An 18,146-nucleotide genomic window follows, 5' to 3' on the forward strand; every position below is an offset into this window, starting at 1 on the left:
AATGTTTGATCTTTTTTTGTGCTTATTCGATTTTAAGGAAGTGTCATTTTAAGTACGCGACGAAGTCATATTCAGCCATAATGCCCCCCGGTATAGTTATCGCGGCCATTTTGTCCAAAGCGAGCGGAATACTTACAAGCGAAAATAGGTATTCTCCGACTTTATTACAAGAAATCCATGTCATAAAGTGCAAATTAAAACCAGCCAATAGTCTAAATGGCTGGTCACACTGTACTAGACTATGTATTACGCGGCACTACTGGACAATCTCCAGTCAGATTATGCGTGGAATTCTTTCTCACCCTCCGTCGAAAGTGCCCCCGTGCGGGACAGAGAAGTGCCGCCCCTCTGTGATTAGCAGTATATACACAAATCGCTAGGGAAATACCTATTAGTCGCACACTATTTATGTTGAACAAATTAATACCTATATAAACTGAGCGAAGGCGCCTTACCAGGGGTAGCCGAAGCCCTAAGACTAGCGGCGAAGCTGCCTGGCTTAGGGCGGGAGGCATCCCCTAGCGCCGTAGCGTATATAGTGGGATACTTTATTTCAACCTATTTAGAATGGATTTTAGTGAATTATTGCTGGATGGGTAGTGGTCTCTTCGGTGAAAACCCGCCAACGAATAACTTTCCATGTGGTAGCAATTTTTGAATGCTGATTGAAACCACGATTGGAACGACCAATCCAAATGCTGTGAACCCAACAATGCCATAAGTAAAATAATCATTTAACAAAATATCGGTAAAAATGTGCAAATACATAATCGTTAGGGAGTGCTTCTCTATTTTTTGCAGCCATTTAAGTGATAGTTGAGCAGCGATGAGTTGGAATACGCCAACCAATACAAGTGTGAATGACAGGGGAATGATCAAATCTAAAACGAAATGTTCATAACGCAAAAATTTCATGCTCAAATGATAGTCAATTACATTAAAATTATCGAGTAATACCGCCGTTACACTACCGACTAATCCCACGATTAACCATCTTCTCGAAACGTTCATCCAAATATTTTTCATATAATAACCGAGTGAAAAATAGACGACCGCCATTAGTGCAACATCAATGTTCCAAATCATTGGGATAGTTTGAGACGCAGTATCTGGTGTGCCGCCAATGACGCGCATCGCAAACAAACTTTCAAAATGGGCAATACTATAGAAGATAGCCAGAATAACGATTTGTTTCATGCGGCTAAAGTATTTTGTCATCCATAAGAAGAACAAATACGTAAAGAAAAGCGTTGTTACAAACCAGAAAACACCGTATGCACCACGTGCAAAACGTCCGCCGACAGCAAGTGTCCACAAATCATTTACATACCACGATAGATCCATATTACCTGAACCAATTTCTATCCCGTAACGAATCAGCGTAATACTGACGAGGAAAAACAAATAGGGGACAATCAATTGCATAAAACGTTTGTGAATCGAACGTTTCATTAAGCCCTTTTCGATTACAGGCTTAAAGAACAAGCCGCTTAAAATGAAAAAGGCTGGCATGTGAAACCAATAGATATACTTCGCAAGTGGGAAATCAAGTTGTCCCGGATAATGACCAATGACGACAAGAATCATTAAAAATCCTTTGGTGACATCCACCCAGGATAAACGTTTCTTATTCATTATCAAGCTCCTCTAGAAAATAGACGTAAATCCATTGTACAACCCATAGACAGTTGGGAACGCAATGTAACGGAATTGACTTGGGATTGAAAGAAAGGTAGAAATGCATGGGGATACGACCTCGATTTATTACGGATAACTAATTAAACTGATTGTTTAATGCGGATGGATAGTGAAGTTATATGTGAACCCAATGCCTGGAATCACGGAAGATATGTTCCCGAATTGGTAGCCGTCGCTAATCACAGATGCACTAACACGTCTGTTTAAATATGACATATAGTTGTTGAGCTATTTTTAGGTCTGAGATTTCGTTATCCATATGTTCCTAATGGATGATTGTCGACTACTAACGATTTGTATTATCCAATCACCTGTACCAATACGAAAGCTATACACCGCCTGTGTACAGAATACAAGTGGATACTAAGGAAAGGAATTTCAATAGCTATTACTAACGACATAGTGGGTTATTTTGAACAAGAATAAATTATGTAGTGAAAAGTGCCTAGGCGTGACAGCTTTCAGAAAATACAATATGATTGTATAATAATAGCATCAAAATCAGGCAACTTAGTGAATGTCTGGTCTTTTTATGTATTTTTACTTAAGTATTTAAGTAATTCGTTTTTGACACTACTCTGGAAACTAATCATAGTTGTTAGTTGGATTAACAGACACCAGCTCAATTCAATTATTCTGGTGTACAAACACCGGTTTAACCGGGGTATTTTGAACTATTTTAGTAAGGGGGAATATAGTTGCTATCAAGAATTAATAAAAAGAAAAGATTAATGGCTTATCTGAACGAGGAAAAAAACGCTTATCCTCAAATATTTGAAAATTCACCGGATATTCTTCTCTTCGTTGTTGATCTAAAGGGGGTAATCGTCAATGTACGTGGAGGAAGTGACCAAATTTCCGGAATTAATATTGAAGAAATTATCGGGAAAAAGTATAGCGACTTTATTTACGAAGAAGATTTAGAGGTGGTAAAAGGCTACATCGCCAAAGTATTAAACGGAGAAGCTCAATATGTAAAATATCGAATCATGAATAATGGTGAAATCATTCATATTGATGTAACGCTGACACCTATTCAACTAGAGAATAACGAAATATTGGGTTTTTATGGATTAACGAGTAATATTTCTGTTAAACAAGAATTGAAGCAAGATATTCAAGAAATGCGCGAAAAACTTCAATCATTAATCCAGTATTCTCATGAAATTATCGGCATCCTCGACTCAGATGGAACAATTGTCTTTGAAAGTCCATCAATTGAGGCTGTTCTTGGTTATAAAGTGGAGGAGATTACGGGGAAAAACTTTTTTGATCTTATGCATCCTGATGACCTTCATTTCAAGAAGGGTAAATTCAAAGAAATTCTCAATCGGCCAAATACTCCGTTCACTGCAGAACTTCGATTAAAGCATAATAATGGGGAATGGCGTGACTTTGAGGTCATTTACACGAATCTCCTTCATATACCAAGTGTGAATGGGATTATTTGCAATGTCCATGATGTAACTGAAATAAAAAAGCAACAGCGTGAAATTCAATATATGGCTTATCATGATTATTTAACTGAGTTACCAAATCGACGAGCATTTGAAAATGCGGTGGATCTTGAAATACGATTAGCAAATATCGATAAGAGAAAGTTCGCCGTTATGTTCCTTAATTTAGATGGATTTAAATTTCTAAATGATTCATTAGGTCATGATGTCGGTGATCTTTTATTAATTGAGATTGCAAGAAAGTTAAAAAGTACTCTTGATAAAAACATAAAAATGATGGCGAGAATAAGTGGAGACGAATTCGCAATTTTAACTACGAACCTTCAAGATACCAACTTAATTGAACAAATTGCGAAGGAGGCACTGCACGTTTTTGAGCAATCGTTTGACATTAAAGACTATAATCTTTACATTACAACAAGCATTGGTATCAGCATTTATCCCGAATCTGGAGATGATACTGCTTCACTAATGAAAAATGCTGGCCTAGCATTATACCTTGCAGAAAAAGCAGGAAATAGTAAGTATCAAATTTTTTCACCAACGGCTAGTGTCGCTACATACAAGGTCTTTTCATTAAGAAATGAGCTCAAGCAAGCGTTGCATGACAATCAATTTCTTGTCTATTACCAACCGATTGTTCATGCGGGGACGAATCAAATTGGTAGTGTAGAAGCGCTACTTCGTTGGAATCATCCCGTTTGGGGAATTGTTCCACCGGATGAATTTATTCCGCTGGCTGAAGAATCGGGATTGATCATTCCAATCGGTGAATGGGTATTGCGGACAGTTTGCAAAAATGTACGCTTATGGCATAATGCTGGGCACTATATTCAGGCTTCAGTTAATTTGTCACTTGTGCAGTTTTTACAAACGGGTTTAGTAGATATGATTTCTAGCATTTTACAAGAAAACGAACTTGATCCAAAATGGCTTAACATTGAAATCACGGAAAGTACGATGATGGAGCAAGAAGAAAAAGTATTGGGTAAAATAAAGGAATTGCGTACGTTAGGTATACAAATCTCACTTGATGATTTTGGTACAGGCTATGCATCCTTTAAAAGTTTAAGAGATATAAAACCGGATATCTTAAAAATAGATAGGAGTTTAATAAAGGACATACCTTCAGATAAAGACAGCGCAGAAATAGTAACGTCAATTATTCAATTAGCACAAAGGCTTTCAATAATAGTCGTAGCGGAAGGTGTAGAAACGATAGAACAGCGGGAGTTTGTATCTAACCTACAATGTGATTGGATTCAAGGGTATTTATTTAGTAGACCTGTTTCAGAAGAAAATATTTTAAAGTTGTTAAACGGAAAAATGAATTCTGAAATTGAATCCTCACCTACTAATGAAAGAAGAAAATATTTTAGAGTTGATCTCCAGTACCCGCTAGAAGCATTTATGACGGTGTCAGAAATAAATAGAAAGAAGGTCCAATTAGGAAGTACTAAAGTGTTAGTTAAAAACATAGGGCCGGGTGGATTAGCTTTTGTATCTAACATTAAACTTCCCGCAAGATCGGACATTGTATTGAAGTTTGAAACAACAATAATTGACGAGAAAATGACGCTTTATGGGACAATTGTATATGATGAGGAACAAGGGGATTTCCATCGATACGGCGTTAAATTCATAGTTGATGAGAAGAAAAGAGGCTCCTTGATTAAGCATTTCAATCAATTTCAATTGCAGTTGAAAAAGGACCCGCTCGTAAAGGGCCATTCATTTGTAACAGAAAACGTAACAACGTATTTCAGGAAATGATAAGGTGTTTTTGCTACAGTGCATAAAGATATCCGCTCTACAGCTCCGGAAGAAATGCTGACTTTATCCACATGCTATCCATTTGGGTATATTGGAAATGCGCCAAAGCGGTATATTGTTTATGCAATATCGAAGTGAAATGAGTACCTACTAAAACGAATACCCACTAGTTTGCGTCATTTATTATTTACAATAAAGCGACAGAAGGGGATAATAGTAAGTACTAAATACGTTAATGCCGAAGGACTGTATTTCACTTATGAAAAAACAGCATAAAAAAGAAACGCGTATGCACTTTTTGTTTCGTTACTTCTTCATTTTAGTAGGGGCAACCATGGCTGCCGTGGCCATTGAATTGTTTCTAGTCCCTAATTCGATTATTGACGGCGGCATCATCGGTATTTCACTAATTCTAACTTTTTTAACAGGTGTTCCATTCGGTTTACTCATTTTACTGATCAACTTGCCATTCCTTTTCTTCGGCTATAAATATATCGGGAAAAACTTTTTCATATCTTCCTCATTTGCGATTGTTGTGCTTGCGCTTGTGGAAATTCCACTTAAGTCGGTTGAGCCTTTTGTGACGGATCCGCTTCTTGCGACTGTTTTTGGAGGGCTGTTGCTCGGGGCGGGCGTCGGGCTTGTCATTCGTAATGGCGGGGCGCTCGATGGGACTGAGATACTTGGTATTTTATTGACGAAAAAGATTCCTTTCTCTGTCGGCGAATTTGTAATGTTTTTCAATATCTTCATTTTCGGTTGGGCGGGTTTTGTACTCGGCTGGGAGCAAGCAATGTATTCGATTCTGACGTATTATATCGCTTCGAAAACAATTGATGCTGTTATCCAAGGGTTAGAAGATACAAAAGCGGTGATTATCGTATCGGATGAATACGAGGAACTAGGCAACGCCATCACTAACCGCCTTGGCAGAAGTATTACGAACCTTAAAGGAAGCGGCGGCTATAATAATAATGACAAAGATGTTATTTACGTCGTTATCACGCGTCTGGAAATAAGTAAATTGAAACAAATTGTCAATGAAGTTGATTCGAAAGCGTTTTTAACCATCATGAACACCCAGGAAGCACACGGCGGACAGTTTAAATCACCGATTCATTAGGATGAAGAGTAAGTGTTAACTATATAGTTGGCGCTTAGAGAATGGAGTGTTATTCCAATACCGCTTTGTCGCTTGGTGATGGCCTTACGCAATAAGCCTGTCAGAAGAACACTGTCAGTCTTATTGCTTCGGCGCCTGCAGGATGCAGGTGTGCAGCCTTTGCCGCAGGACGCGGCGACATTGGGCTGCCTTTTATTAGTGTCGCTCCTTCGCTAGATTTGTTCGTTGTACGGGTAGGGTATAGCACTTAGTTAATTTTCAATAAGTAGTGCCGAATATATAGATAATTTTAGGGCGGAAGTAAACAACGTTTGGTACATACAAGACAACGTTAGGCCGAAAATAAATCACGAAAAAGGAGTGCGGACCTCAATTGGTCTGCACTCCTTTTCATTAATAAAAAAAGGCCTCCCAACTAGTTGGATAAGGAGGCCATTAGATCATTTAGTGCTTGGAACAAATACGTGGAAGTCAACGTTAAAAGTTTCACGGAATTGAATGCCGTCTTTGTCAGCGTAAAGTGTAACTTGGACGCCCTCTGCTGATACATCGCTGTCTGTTGAAGGTTTGGTACTTGGTTTCAAGAGGTTCAAGAAGTCGTCTTTTAGCGCATCTTTTGCTGTGGATTGCGAGAGGTCGACTGCTTTAGCGTTGCCTATGCGGATGTTATTCACACCAAGTGCTCGCAATTTAGCAGAGAAAACACCAATTCCGGTAATCCCTTTAATCCCTTCGTCAGAATCATAGGCGGTCATCGTTACAGTATTTGTCCTACTAGTAAATTTTGATTCTGCAACTTTCTTGCCGCCTACTTCAATGACACCATTTTGCGTAACGACTTTTCTGATTTTAGCACGCGCTTCATCGATTGGAGTGGTTACGACTTCGATGTTCTCGGCACGTATAACGAATGATGCCATTTGGGCACGTGTAATGCTAGCATTCGGATCGAAAGTTGTAGCTGTTTTTCCTTTTGTCACCTTGTTACTGACGAGCGCTTTGACGTGATCCACATACCAAGCAGAATCACTTACATCTATGAATGGGTTGACGGTCGATTTACCTTCGAGTTTGAATCCGAGATCGATCGCTTTCGCCATATGAGCACGTGTCATGAATGCATTAGGTTTAAATGTGTGATCTTCGAATCCTGAAATGAGCCTCGCATTTTCGAGAGCTGCTACATATTTATAGAAGCCATTCGCTTTGTCGACGTCTTTAAAGCCTGGATTTTTGACGTTTTTCGTATCCAGCTTCAAAGCGAGCGCAAGGATTTTCGAAGCTTGCCCACGCGTGAGCCTGCTGTCGGGGCGATAGGTACCATCTGAATAGCCTTTGACAATTCCGCGCCCAGCAAGATCCATAATCGAATCATAATGGTCAAGAGTTGGTTTTACATCTGTAAATGAAGGACTAGCTGCATCGGTAGTTACAGGAACTGCAGTAACAATCACTGCTAAGACAACAGCCACGGAAATAGCGGCCACGTATATTTTTCTTCGTAAATTGTTCTTTTTGATGTAAATCCCTCCAATAATTAGGTTTTGACAGCTATAATTTGGATTTATTTACACAAATAAACTACAGCATAACCCTATTTAGAATGATAACTCATTATATGTACTAATTAAAGAGTGCAAGCAGGCGTTCTAGCATTTAACGGAGATGTCACTAATTGGTTAGTTAGGGGATTAGGGGAGACTGTTGGGGTGTCCCATGAAAACGGGGGAGTGTCCAACCAAGGCGGTAAAGTTCCCAACCAAATCGTCGAAGCCTCCAACCAATCCCGTGAAGTGTCCAACAAACCGGAGAGCGTCCAACCAATCTATCGAAGCGTCCAACCAAACCCGTTGGAGTCTCCAACAAAATCAATAAAGTCTCCAACCGATCCCGGTGTCGTATATACTAAAGGTGTTGGAGGTGTAGAATTGAAATCATTAATTGATAAAATTAAACAAGGCTTGTCTCTTTTATCTACTGCAGAAAGAAAAGTGGGTGAATATATACTTTTGCATTCGGAGTTAATCCCCAATATGACGACAAAAGAGTTGTCAATAAAGATAGGTGTAAGCGAGGCAAGTGTGATTCGTTTTTGCAAATCGATTGGAATGGGTAGCTTCAAGTCATTTAAACTCGCGCTCGTTAAAGATTTAACGTTAACGGAAATGAACTTAACCGATTTTTCGATTTTGCAGCAGAAGGATACCCCCTATGACTCATTTCAAAAGGTCATACAGGTAAATAAATTCGCAATTGAATCTTGTACGGATTCCATGGATAAGAAGGAGCTATTGAAAGCGGTAGATGCCATAAAAGACGCGAAGAAAATTGTTTTCTTTGGAGTTGGCGGATCATCGACTGCTGCACTTGATGCACACTATAAATTTACTAGGCTGGGGTATCAATCGATTACCTCTTTGGATTTTCATTATATGCTGACGGTTATTCCTTATTTAAACAAAAATGATATTTTTGTTGCCATCAGTACATCGGGAAAGACGAGGGATGTCTTGGAACTTGCCCAGTTTGCTCAAAAGAAAGAAGCAATTGTTATCGCCATTACGAATCTGGATAAATCCCCCTTATACAGGACAGCAAATATCAGACTCTGCACCCCAAACGTGGAACAGGATTTTAGAATTGGGAGTATTCCTTCCAGAATGACGCAGCTAACGGTCATTGACACCTTATATATGAGTATTTTTCATCATGTCGGAGAAAAGGTTATCAAACAATATCAGGAAGCAAGAAGTGAAATGGAGAATTTGCGGAGATGAGGAAACCGAATAGTGGTTTCCTTTTTTTTATTTACTTATGAAATTAAGATTCAGTAATATTTCAAGTAATCTTGACATATAGTTTCTTATGGGTACAATTGGAATATAAAGTACTAGTTTAAGAGGGGCGATAGAATGCTTGATAAATTATCTACAGAAAAGAGAAATAACAAGACGATGCAGCTTGATGAAATGTCTGTAAGGGGAATTCTAGAAGCGATGAATCAAGAGGATAGTTCAGTTCCATCTACCATCGCTAACGAGCTAGATCATATTGAAAAAGTTGTTGAATCTGTTGTTGAGTCTTTCCAATTAGGGGGCCGACTCATTTATGTAGGGGCGGGAACCAGCGGGAGATTGGGGATTCTTGACGCTGTTGAATGTGTCCCGACGTTTGGCGTTTCGCCTGAAATGGTTCGTGGTTTCATTGCCGGAGGAATGGAAGCGTTTACAGCTGCGGTTGAAGGCGCTGAAGACAATGTGAATTTAGGGGCTTCCGATATGGAATCTGCTTCAGTTTGCGATAAGGATACTGTCATTGGAATAGCTGCGAGCGGTAGGACGCCGTATGTCATAGGTGCATTAGATTATGCACGAGAAAAAGGGGCTAAAACGGTAGCCATCTCGTGTAATAAAGGCGCTGAAATAAGCAAGCATGCGGAAATGGTAATTGAACTAGAAACGGGTCCTGAAGTTTTAACGGGGTCAACGAGATTGAAAGCGGGAACAGCTCAAAAGTTAGTGCTGAATATGATTTCTACGGCGTCGATGATTGGAATTGGAAAAGTTTATGAAAATCTTATGGTCGATGTCCAATCTACGAATGAAAAGTTAACAGAGCGCTCCAAAAGAATCATTATGGATGCCACTCAAGTTGACTATGAGACGGCTGAGGACTATTACGAAAAAGCGCAGCAGCAGGTGAAAACCGCTATTGTCATGATTTTACTTCAAAGTTCTTATGAAGAAGCGGTAGAAAAATTGGAACTAACGGGTGGCTTTGTCCGAAAGTCTATATAAAAAATGAAATGGGGGGATTGGGATGAAAAAGGAAGAGCGTATGGCCCAAGATATTTTTGCGAATATCGGCGGCAAGGAAAATATCCAGCGGTTATCTCACTGTATGACGCGTTTGCGCCTGGCATTAAAAGATGATAGTAAGGTGAATGTGGACGCGTTGAAAAAAGTCGATGGCGTAATGGGTGTCATTGAAGATGATACGTTGCAAATCGTAGTGGGGCCGGGGACGGTCAATAAAGTGGCTGCAGAAATGAGCAAAGTCACAGGGCTGGCAATTGGGGAAGAGGCAGACCCGGATGACAATGACTTAACTTTTAGTGAAAAAGCAGCAAGAAATCAAGCCAATCTTAAGGCGAAGAATAAAACGCCTTTAAAAATGCTACTTCGCAGAATTGGTAACATCTTTATACCACTAATTCCAGGTCTTGTTGCATCCGGTTTAATTAACGGAGCTGCAAACTTCGCGAAAAACGCGGGTGTGGATCCGACGCAAACGTGGATGCAAATATTGCTTCTACTTGGAAGCGGCATATTCATGTATCTTGCCATTTTAGTGGGCTGGAATACAGCTAGGGAATTTGGGGGTTCACCAGTACTTGGTGCGATTGCCGGAGCCTTTTTGTTCAACCCCGCGCTTGCAGATATTACAATTTACGGTGAGGCATTAGTGGTCGGTAGAGGTGGCTTATTTGGCGTCATTTTTGCGGCTTGGTTAATGACATGGGTTGAAAAGCGTGTCCGATCTGTTATGCCTGGTTCAATTGATATTATATTTACTCCATTAATTACCGTATTAGCAGTAGGTTTCTTTTCACTCTATGCAGTAGTTCCAGTTGCAGGTGTTCTATCTGATGGAATTACATCCGGAATCAATGTCGTCTTGGATGTCGGTGGGGTTGCGGCAGGCGCGGTACTAGCAGGCTTCTTCTTACCACTAGTTATGGTCGGACTTCATCATGGGTTAACGCCCATTCATCTAGAGTTGATCAATACTGTAGGTTACACGGCGTTATTACCAATATTAGCAATGGCAGGTGCAGGTCAAGTTGGTGCAGCCATCGCAATATTTGTGAAAACTAAAAACAAAAGATTGCGTACAATCATTAAAGGCGCACTACCAGTAGGCTTCCTAGGAATTGGAGAACCACTACTTTACGGGGTCACACTTCCTCTAGGTCGTCCATTCCTTACTGCCTGTATGGGTGCGGCAGTCGGCGGTGCCTTCCAGGCAGTCATGAAAGTAGCCGCATCTGGTATCGGCGTATCTGGTATTTCGTTAATTCCACTTATCGCAGACAATAAATTCTTGTTTTATTTCTTGGGTCTAGTAATCGCCTATACATTCGGCTTCCTGTTCACGTACTTGTTTGGATTCAAGGAAGAAATGGCGGACGGTATTTAACAAAAAGGGGGGGCTTGCCTCCTTTTTTTGATGAAAAGAAAGTATATGTTTTAACTTGGAACAAGACTAGCTCGAGGTGCCTGCAAGGATGCAGGTATGCAGTCGTTGCGACAGGAAGTCGTGATCTTAGACTGCCCTCTTTTTCACTTATGTCTGTCGCGTCTAAGCGGCGCCTGGAGCTTTTCATACACTCAAATAGGAGTTGATCACATGCTTGGAATATCTGTTTATCTAGGAAATGAGTTGAACGAGGAATTTGAATTGTATCTTAAAAAGGTGAGAGCAATCGGTTTTACTTCCATTTTTACATCGCTTCATATTCCCGAGGAAGATCCACAGCTCTATAAAGAACGCCTTTACAGGCTAGGAGCGGTAGCGAAACAATATGATATGGAGTTAATGGCAGATATTTCGCCAAAGTCACTTGGACATCTTGGTTTCACTTGGGAAAATGCAGAGGGCCTTCTTGAATGGGGGCTAACGGGGTTACGGGTCGACTATGGTATTTCAGAAGCTACAATTGTCAGGCTATCCAAGAAAATGAAAATTGCGCTGAATGCAAGTACACTGACTAAGAATAGTTTGGAAAAAATGAAACAGGCAGGGTTGCGCACGGAATCTGTTGAGGCGTGGCATAACTTTTATCCGCGACCCGAAACAGGCCTCGACCGTGATGAATTTAGCAAGGCGAATGAGTGGTTGAAACAGGAAGGGGTAACCGTGATGGCCTTCATCCCAGGTGATGGATCATTACGTGGGCCGCTTTATGAAAGACTGCCAACGTTGGAGGATCATCGAAGTATCTCACCTTTTGCCGCATTTCTAGACTTAATTGAAAATGGCTGTGTGGACAAGGTCTTGGTCGGTGATCTGACACTGACTGAAGAATCGCTAGAGCAATTTGCTTCCTATCAACAAGGTTTTTTTTTATTGCGAGCTGAACAGGTAATCCACGACAAATCCCTGCTTGAAATAATGGGAGCCGTCGTGCAGACAAATCGTTTAGATGCTGCCCGGGATTGCATCCGATCGATGGAATCAAGAGAATACGGACTAATTGGAACCCGTCCCGTTAAAGCAGTCAATACGGTAGAAAGACCACTTGGTGCAATTACGGTAGATAATGAAAAGTACGAACGCTATCAGGGAGAGATTCAAATTGCCAAAAGAGATCTCCCAGCTGATGAAAAGGTTAATGTGATTGGTAGAATAAAGGTGGATGATCGATTATTGCTTCAATATATGTACGGAGGATCTAAGTTTCAAATAAAATGGACGTAATGAAACGAATTCTAAAAAAATGCCTTTGGAAAATTTTAAAAAGCCCTATTTACTTGTATCATTGGATGCCCGCAGCTTAAGTAGTTTTGGTGTCAATTATCGTACCATATTCAGATGTACCAATGAAAAAGCAAGAACCTGCTGTATACATCTCAGCGTTTTCTTGCTTTTTGTTGGAGTACTTGGATAAGAAGTTCACATTGTGAAATCATGCTGAATCTGAAGCGTAGGTACCGCGACGTGCAAGGTTATATTTCTCGGGCAGAGCATGTTTCTGTTGAAAGAGAAGGTGGGAGAATTACAAAGGGCTGATGCAGTCATCACTCTCAATCGCCACCAAGAGGGAAATAGGGCTTGCATACGACAGATGAATACAGCGATTTTATCGAATTGGTTAAAGGGAAAGTAAATCAGACATTAGATTGGTATTTATCATTGGGGTGACGAGCATTAGTTGAAATCTGATACTGCCCTGTATCTCATATAATCAAAAAAATCAGCCATGTACATGAATGGCTGATTTTTCGAGTTAATTATGGGGTGTGGTTTATGAAGAGTTCAGCGAATTGACCGAATCAGAGCAATTAGCGTTGTTTAACGCAATTAAACAGGACTTATTTCCATTCGAACCAGAGAAAATTACTAAACTACTCAATAGCATTTGAAAATCGAGTTAAGCAAATGCTCATTACAGCGTGTCAAAAATCGAATTATACAACTGTAAATATGCTAAGAAGTGTATAATAAAAGACCTCAAAAAAGAGGTCAAATATTTCATTTTAATTTTTCAGGATTCCTAATTTTTATTGACGCTACTTCTCCACAATCCAAGCAAACCGTATAAACTTTCTCTGAACCAATAGCCACTTTTCTATCTAAAGGTCGAAGATTTATATAATCTGTTGCTTGAACAAATGAATTTCCATCACAATACTTACAATTCATTTATGTTCACCCCCTTTAACTATTATATAACAAAATTTGTAATCTAAAAGCAACAATCTTTTAGAAAACAGCCAATAATAATCACTCCACTATTTTTAATGCTTTCTTAAGCCAATACACCCGAATCGGGTATATTTATCGTTCCGTAATTAGAATATTAACTCGTGTGTCGCTCCACTAATAAACATACTTAAGCCGATCAATGACAGTACTATTCCCAAGTAAAATGGCCAAGGATTATCTTCTTTTTCTTTATCAAAGGTAAATAGGGTCACTATACAAAAGATAAGCGTAATAACGGGAATAAAGCCGTATTGCGGTCCGAAAGTGAATGCAATTCCACCGAGAATCAATCCAATAAATCCATATGGGTTTTGAGTTGGAACCCTGTCCATATATTCTATTTCTTTATCGGATATACCTTCCATTTTATCTCCCCATATATCAATTACTTTCATTCTGTTTAGGAATTCAATTGTTTTCTTAAATTTCTTCATATATTTCACCCTCACTGGATTGGATTGCAGTACAAATTAGTGTTCAATTATCGCGCCTGAAAGTTTAAGAAAGTCATATATTAGTTTTTCGTCTCTTTTGCATCTCTCTCTTTTATATATCTTTCGTAAGCCTCTTTCACCTTGTCATTACTAGTAGCTGGTACTACTTGTTTATGGATTTCATTAATTAAAATATATGACCTGAAAATGACCCCGACAATAATGATACATAAGATATAAATTCCAATAGGACCGAGGATAGCCAAGGTACCTAAAAGCCCAGCTACTAGCATGGATAACAATAACTTCACAAAATCCCCCCCTTTTCTCTGCAAAATAGCCCATTTTGGGTAGAATGATTTAATTGTCAATTAGTCAAGTTTGTATAATAAGTATATCATCCCCATTTCTGAAAAATATGTTTTTTTCATAATAAGCGATTCGACTGGCGGAAAAAGCGAAACAGGAAGGGGTAGCCGCGAACGCAAATTTAAAATGCGACTTGAAGGTTCTACCTATATGGATAGTATGAATGCGGGTGTAGGAATCCACGGGACAACACGGATGACCCGCGATGCAACGGAAGACGAACTGGTGGTGCAAACAAGGCATCGCCTTGATTCGTTTTTGCAGCATGGGGTAGCAACCGTTGAAGGGAAAAGTGGATATGGCATTGATTTAGAAACGGAATTAAAACAATTACGTGTGATGTAGCGTTTGAATGAACTTCATTCGATAAATATCGTACCAATAATCATCGGTGCACATGCCGTTCCACAGGAATATAAAGGGAGGGAAGAGGCGTATATTGATGTAGTGATAAATGACATACCCCCTCGTGTAGCAGAAAAGAAGTTAGCACTATTCAACGATTTGTTTTGTGAAAAGGGCGTATTTACACCCAGTCAATCAGAACGTATTTTAGAAGCGGGCAAAAAACTTGGGTTAGTACCTAAATACCATGCCCCTCGTCATGAATTTGGCATGACTATCAATACGTTTGACACCAGCTGAAGCACTCGTGGCTACGACTATCAATGCTGCTTGTGACATTCAGATGGAAGATTCCGTCGGTTCATTGGAAGTCGGAAAACAGGGCGATATTGTTATGTGGAATGTATCAAGTTATCAAGAATTACAGTATTTACTTGGAGTGAATCATGTAGGCATGGTCTGGAAAAAGGCAATTCGAGTTGTAGGTTAAGTGTCTATGCGATGAAATGCAGTCTATTAGGGGAGATTTGTTAGTAAAAGGGGGAGAATAGATGCAACAAGTAGGGGAAAGGGAGAAGTTTGGTTCAAACAGGGGTATGTGGAAGTTCTTTGTCTTTAGCTTTATTGGTGCTTTCATGTTTTTTGTACCGGTTACAATAGGTGAAAAGAAATCGATTATGTTGGATCATATGGTGACATGGATTCAAACAAGTCTAGGTGGCGTATTGCCGTATTATGCATTACTTGTAATTTTAGCGGGCGCCGTTTATCCATTCATTTCGGGTAAATGGAAAAAGTCTAAAGTTGATATTGTTTTTTCGATATTCAAAGTGATGGGTCTTGTTGTAGGTATTATGCTTGTTTTCAATAGAGGTCCTGCATGGCTATTTGAACCAAGTATGGGACCATTTTTACTGAATAAATTAGTCATACCCGTAGGACTTCTTGTGCCAATTGGTGCTGTGTTCCTAGCGTTATTAGTCAGTTATGGTCTGTTAGAATTTATCGGTGTTTTACTGCAACCTATCATGCGTCCGATTTGGAAAACACCAGGTCGTTCAGCGATTGACGCAGTTGCATCTTTTGTAGGTTCTTATTCATTGGGACTACTCATAACGAACCGAGTTTATAAAGAAGGAAAGTATACGGCCCGTGAAGCAGCAATCATTGCAACAGGATTTTCTACTGTATCCGCAACATTCATGGTAGTCGTAGCAAAAACACTAGATTTAATGTCGATTTGGAATTTATATTTTTGGGTTACTTTGGTTGTGACGTTCCTTGTAACTGCAATTACTGTTCATATCTGGCCACTACGATCCATAAAAAATGACTATTACGAAGGTTCCACACCGCAACCTGAAGTTAAGCCAGTAGGGAATCGTTTTGTAGCTGCATGGAATGAGGCGACTGAAACCGTTGCGACTGCACCTACCTTTGTTACTAACATATGGACGAATGTGCGTGACGGCATTCTTATGGCAATGGCTATCTTGCCTTCAATACTTTCGATTGGTTTACTTGGTCTCGTATTAGCAGAGTTCACAAAGGTATTTGATTGGTTGGGCTATATTTTCTATCCAATTACGTTACTACTTCAATTGCCGGAACCAATGCTCATTGCAAAAGCAAGTGCACTTGGCATTGCAGAAATGTTCTTGCCAGCATTACTAGTAGTCAATTCAGTATTAGTCGTTAAGTTTGTTATTGCTGTCGTTTCCGTATCATCAATCATATTCTTTTCTGCTGTTGTACCTTGTATCGTATCTACTGAAATTCCGATTACAATTCCACAACTTATTGTCATTTGGTTCCAACGAGTCATCTTAACGTTACTCATCGTCACGCCAATAGCCTATTTATTGTTGTAGGGTATACCTTACTATATATATTGAACAAATGAATACTTATATCAAATTAGCGAAGGCGCCTTCCAAGGGGTCGCCGAAGCCCTAAGACTGGCGGCGAAGCTGCTTGGCTTAGGGCGGGAGGCATCCCCGAGCGCCGTAACGAATTCAATGGGATTCTTTATTTCAACATATATAGTAGATTTATTTCTGAGTGACAGTGATCAGCCTTTCAAATCTGAAACTGTCCCGAATTATACCCAAAACCTAACACAGTCGCAAAAAAATCAGCCATGTACGTGAATGGCTGATTTTTTGTGTTAACTATGGGGGGAGATGATTATCTAACGGTTAAAGCTTCGCATATTCAGGTTCAGCAACCTTCACAAGCTGCTTACCTAGATTCGTTCCTTTGAACAAACCAAGGAATGCTTCTGGCGTATTTTCAAAGCCTTCAACAATTGTTTCCTCGTATTTCAGCTTACCTTGTTGTAGCCATTTACCTAAATCTGTAGCACCAACACTAAAATCAGCAGCGTAATCGCCAAGTGTAAAGCCTTTCATAAGAGAACTTGTCTTGATCATCGTTGATTGGATACGGGGGCCTGAGTCTTTACCTTCTGCATTGTAGGAAGAAATGGCTCCGCATAATGGAATTCGGGCATTCCTATTTAAATGTTTAAAAACTGCATCTGAAACGTCGCCACCGACATTATCGAAATAGACATCTACTCCATCAGGTAGGGCATTTTTAAGGTCAGCTTGAAAACTTTCTTTTTTATAATTAACGGCAGCATCAAAGCCGAGCTCATTTAGCAAGTAGTCAATCTTTTCATCTGAACCCGCAATGCCTACTACTTTAGCACCTTTAATTTTAGCGATTTGTCCAACTGCTGAACCAACAGCACCGGCAGCTCCGGAAACGACGACGGTTTCACCTTCTTGCGGTTTTCCGATGTCTAGCAATCCAAAATAGGCTGTTAAGCCCGGCATACCCAAAATCCCCAAATGAGTTGAAACAGGGGCCATTTTCGGATCGATTTTTCGGATTTCTCGTTCACTGGCTATGGTATATTCAGCCCAGTTGAGGTTCCCAACAACCACGTCTCCTTGTTTGAAGGCGTCAGATCGGGATTCAACGACTTCGGCGACGACACCTCCAGCAATGACCTTGTTTAATTCAAATGGTGCAATATATGACTTGGCATCTTGCATTCTTCCACGCATGTATGGGTCTACGGATAAATAAAGTGTCCGTACTAAAATTTCATTTTCTTTTGGTGAGGGAACTGAACTCTCTACAAAATTAAAGTCTTCTTTCGAAGGCATTCCCTTAGGGCGGTTGGCCAAGTGGATTTCTTGTTGTTTTACTTGTGTCATTGTAGAACCTGCTACTAAAAACATAGAAAAACATGTAAGTTTATCTACGCTAGACTTTTTCCTGCTTCTTCGTACCCCGCCTCGCCACTTGCCCGCTACTACGGTTGGTTTAGCACTCCGCAGGCGTAAATTTGGATGTAGCCCACCCTATTGATACGCGGTTCTCATTTTGTCACAACCGTGTATTCCTTCGTATATTTCAGATTTAAACTCGCATTGAAATCCCGATCCA

At 40.0% G+C, this 18,146-nt stretch carries 13 protein-coding genes and 3 pseudogenes; 10 read left to right on the forward strand and 6 right to left on the reverse strand.

Features of this window, described 5'->3' with window-relative positions:
• Positions 1-582: 582 nt before the first annotated feature.
• Complete coding sequence (locus tag I2483_RS17245) at positions 583-1,635, reverse strand: acyltransferase family protein (RefSeq protein ID WP_207278356.1); 1,053 nt, start codon at positions 1,633-1,635, stop codon at positions 583-585.
• Positions 1,636-2,396: 761 nt separating this feature from the next.
• Here I2483_RS17245 and I2483_RS17250 point away from each other — a divergent pair.
• From I2483_RS17250 to I2483_RS17255, 3 genes and pseudogenes are all read left to right on the forward strand, one after another.
• Entirely contained in the window at positions 2,397-4,928 is a 2,532-nt protein-coding gene (locus tag I2483_RS17250) for an EAL domain-containing protein (RefSeq protein ID WP_207278357.1), read from the forward strand.
• Positions 4,929-4,958: 30 nt separating this feature from the next.
• Positions 4,959-5,066 (forward strand): annotated as a pseudogene (locus I2483_RS19515) (sortase domain-containing protein); the annotation flags it as partial.
• A 121-nt stretch (positions 5,067-5,187) separates the two neighbouring features.
• Positions 5,188-6,051, forward strand: a complete 864-nt coding sequence (locus tag I2483_RS17255; protein ID WP_207278358.1) for a YitT family protein — start codon at positions 5,188-5,190, stop codon at positions 6,049-6,051.
• A 440-nt stretch (positions 6,052-6,491) separates the two neighbouring features.
• Here I2483_RS17255 and I2483_RS19715 read toward each other — a convergent pair whose 3' ends face one another.
• On the reverse strand, positions 6,492-7,523 hold the full coding sequence (locus tag I2483_RS19715) for an S-layer homology domain-containing protein (protein ID WP_207278359.1): 1,032 nt from the start codon (positions 7,521-7,523) through the stop codon (positions 6,492-6,494).
• 456 nt (positions 7,524-7,979) lie between these two features.
• On the opposite strand from I2483_RS19715, the gene I2483_RS17265 reads away from it, so the two are divergent.
• The 5 genes and pseudogenes from I2483_RS17265 to I2483_RS19720 form a co-directional block, all read left to right on the forward strand.
• Entirely contained in the window at positions 7,980-8,828 is an 849-nt protein-coding gene (locus I2483_RS17265) for a MurR/RpiR family transcriptional regulator (RefSeq protein ID WP_207278369.1), read from the forward strand.
• A gap of 135 nt (positions 8,829-8,963) precedes the next feature.
• Complete coding sequence (gene murQ, locus I2483_RS17270; protein ID WP_207278360.1) at positions 8,964-9,848, forward strand: N-acetylmuramic acid 6-phosphate etherase; 885 nt, start codon at positions 8,964-8,966, stop codon at positions 9,846-9,848.
• A gap of 22 nt (positions 9,849-9,870) precedes the next feature.
• Positions 9,871-11,250: a PTS transporter subunit EIIC gene (locus I2483_RS17275; RefSeq protein ID WP_207278361.1), complete on the forward strand. Its 1,380-nt coding sequence runs from the start codon at positions 9,871-9,873 to the stop codon at positions 11,248-11,250.
• Between the two features lie 210 nt (positions 11,251-11,460).
• Entirely contained in the window at positions 11,461-12,531 is a 1,071-nt protein-coding gene (locus tag I2483_RS17280; protein ID WP_207278362.1) for a DUF871 domain-containing protein, read from the forward strand.
• Positions 12,532-13,073: 542 nt separating this feature from the next.
• A pseudogene (locus I2483_RS19720) lies at positions 13,074-13,193 on the forward strand (IS1595 family transposase); the annotation flags it as partial.
• A gap of 112 nt (positions 13,194-13,305) precedes the next feature.
• On the opposite strand, the gene I2483_RS17290 reads toward I2483_RS19720, so the two are convergent.
• The 3 genes from I2483_RS17290 to I2483_RS17300 all read right to left on the reverse strand — a co-directional run bounded on the left by I2483_RS17290 (position 13,306) and on the right by I2483_RS17300 (position 14,284).
• A complete protein-coding gene (locus I2483_RS17290; protein WP_207278363.1) occupies positions 13,306-13,476 on the reverse strand; it encodes a hypothetical protein in 171 nt (56 codons plus the stop codon).
• Between the two features lie 149 nt (positions 13,477-13,625).
• Positions 13,626-13,973: a cell division protein FtsK gene (locus tag I2483_RS17295; protein WP_207278364.1), complete on the reverse strand. Its 348-nt coding sequence runs from the start codon at positions 13,971-13,973 to the stop codon at positions 13,626-13,628.
• 80 nt (positions 13,974-14,053) lie between these two features.
• Positions 14,054-14,284, reverse strand: a complete 231-nt coding sequence (locus I2483_RS17300; protein WP_207278365.1) for an ATP-dependent Lon protease — start codon at positions 14,282-14,284, stop codon at positions 14,054-14,056.
• 160 nt (positions 14,285-14,444) lie between these two features.
• Between I2483_RS17300 and I2483_RS17305 the strand changes: the two are divergent.
• Positions 14,445-15,177, forward strand: a pseudogene (locus I2483_RS17305) (amidohydrolase family protein); the annotation flags it as partial.
• 61 nt (positions 15,178-15,238) lie between these two features.
• Positions 15,239-16,558 carry a YjiH family protein gene (locus tag I2483_RS17310; RefSeq protein ID WP_207278366.1) on the forward strand — a complete coding sequence of 440 codons (1,320 nt, stop codon included), beginning with the start codon at positions 15,239-15,241 and terminating at the stop codon, positions 16,556-16,558.
• Positions 16,559-16,885: 327 nt separating this feature from the next.
• On the opposite strand, the gene I2483_RS17315 is transcribed toward I2483_RS17310, so the two are convergent.
• Positions 16,886-17,914, reverse strand: coding sequence for an NADP-dependent oxidoreductase (locus tag I2483_RS17315; RefSeq protein ID WP_207278367.1), 1,029 nt, complete (start codon positions 17,912-17,914; stop codon positions 16,886-16,888).
• Between the last annotated feature and the right edge of the window lie 232 nt (positions 17,915-18,146).

The organism is Sporosarcina sp. E16_3, from assembly GCF_017347125.1.
Classification (GTDB): Bacteria; Bacillota; Bacilli; order Bacillales_A; family Planococcaceae; genus Sporosarcina.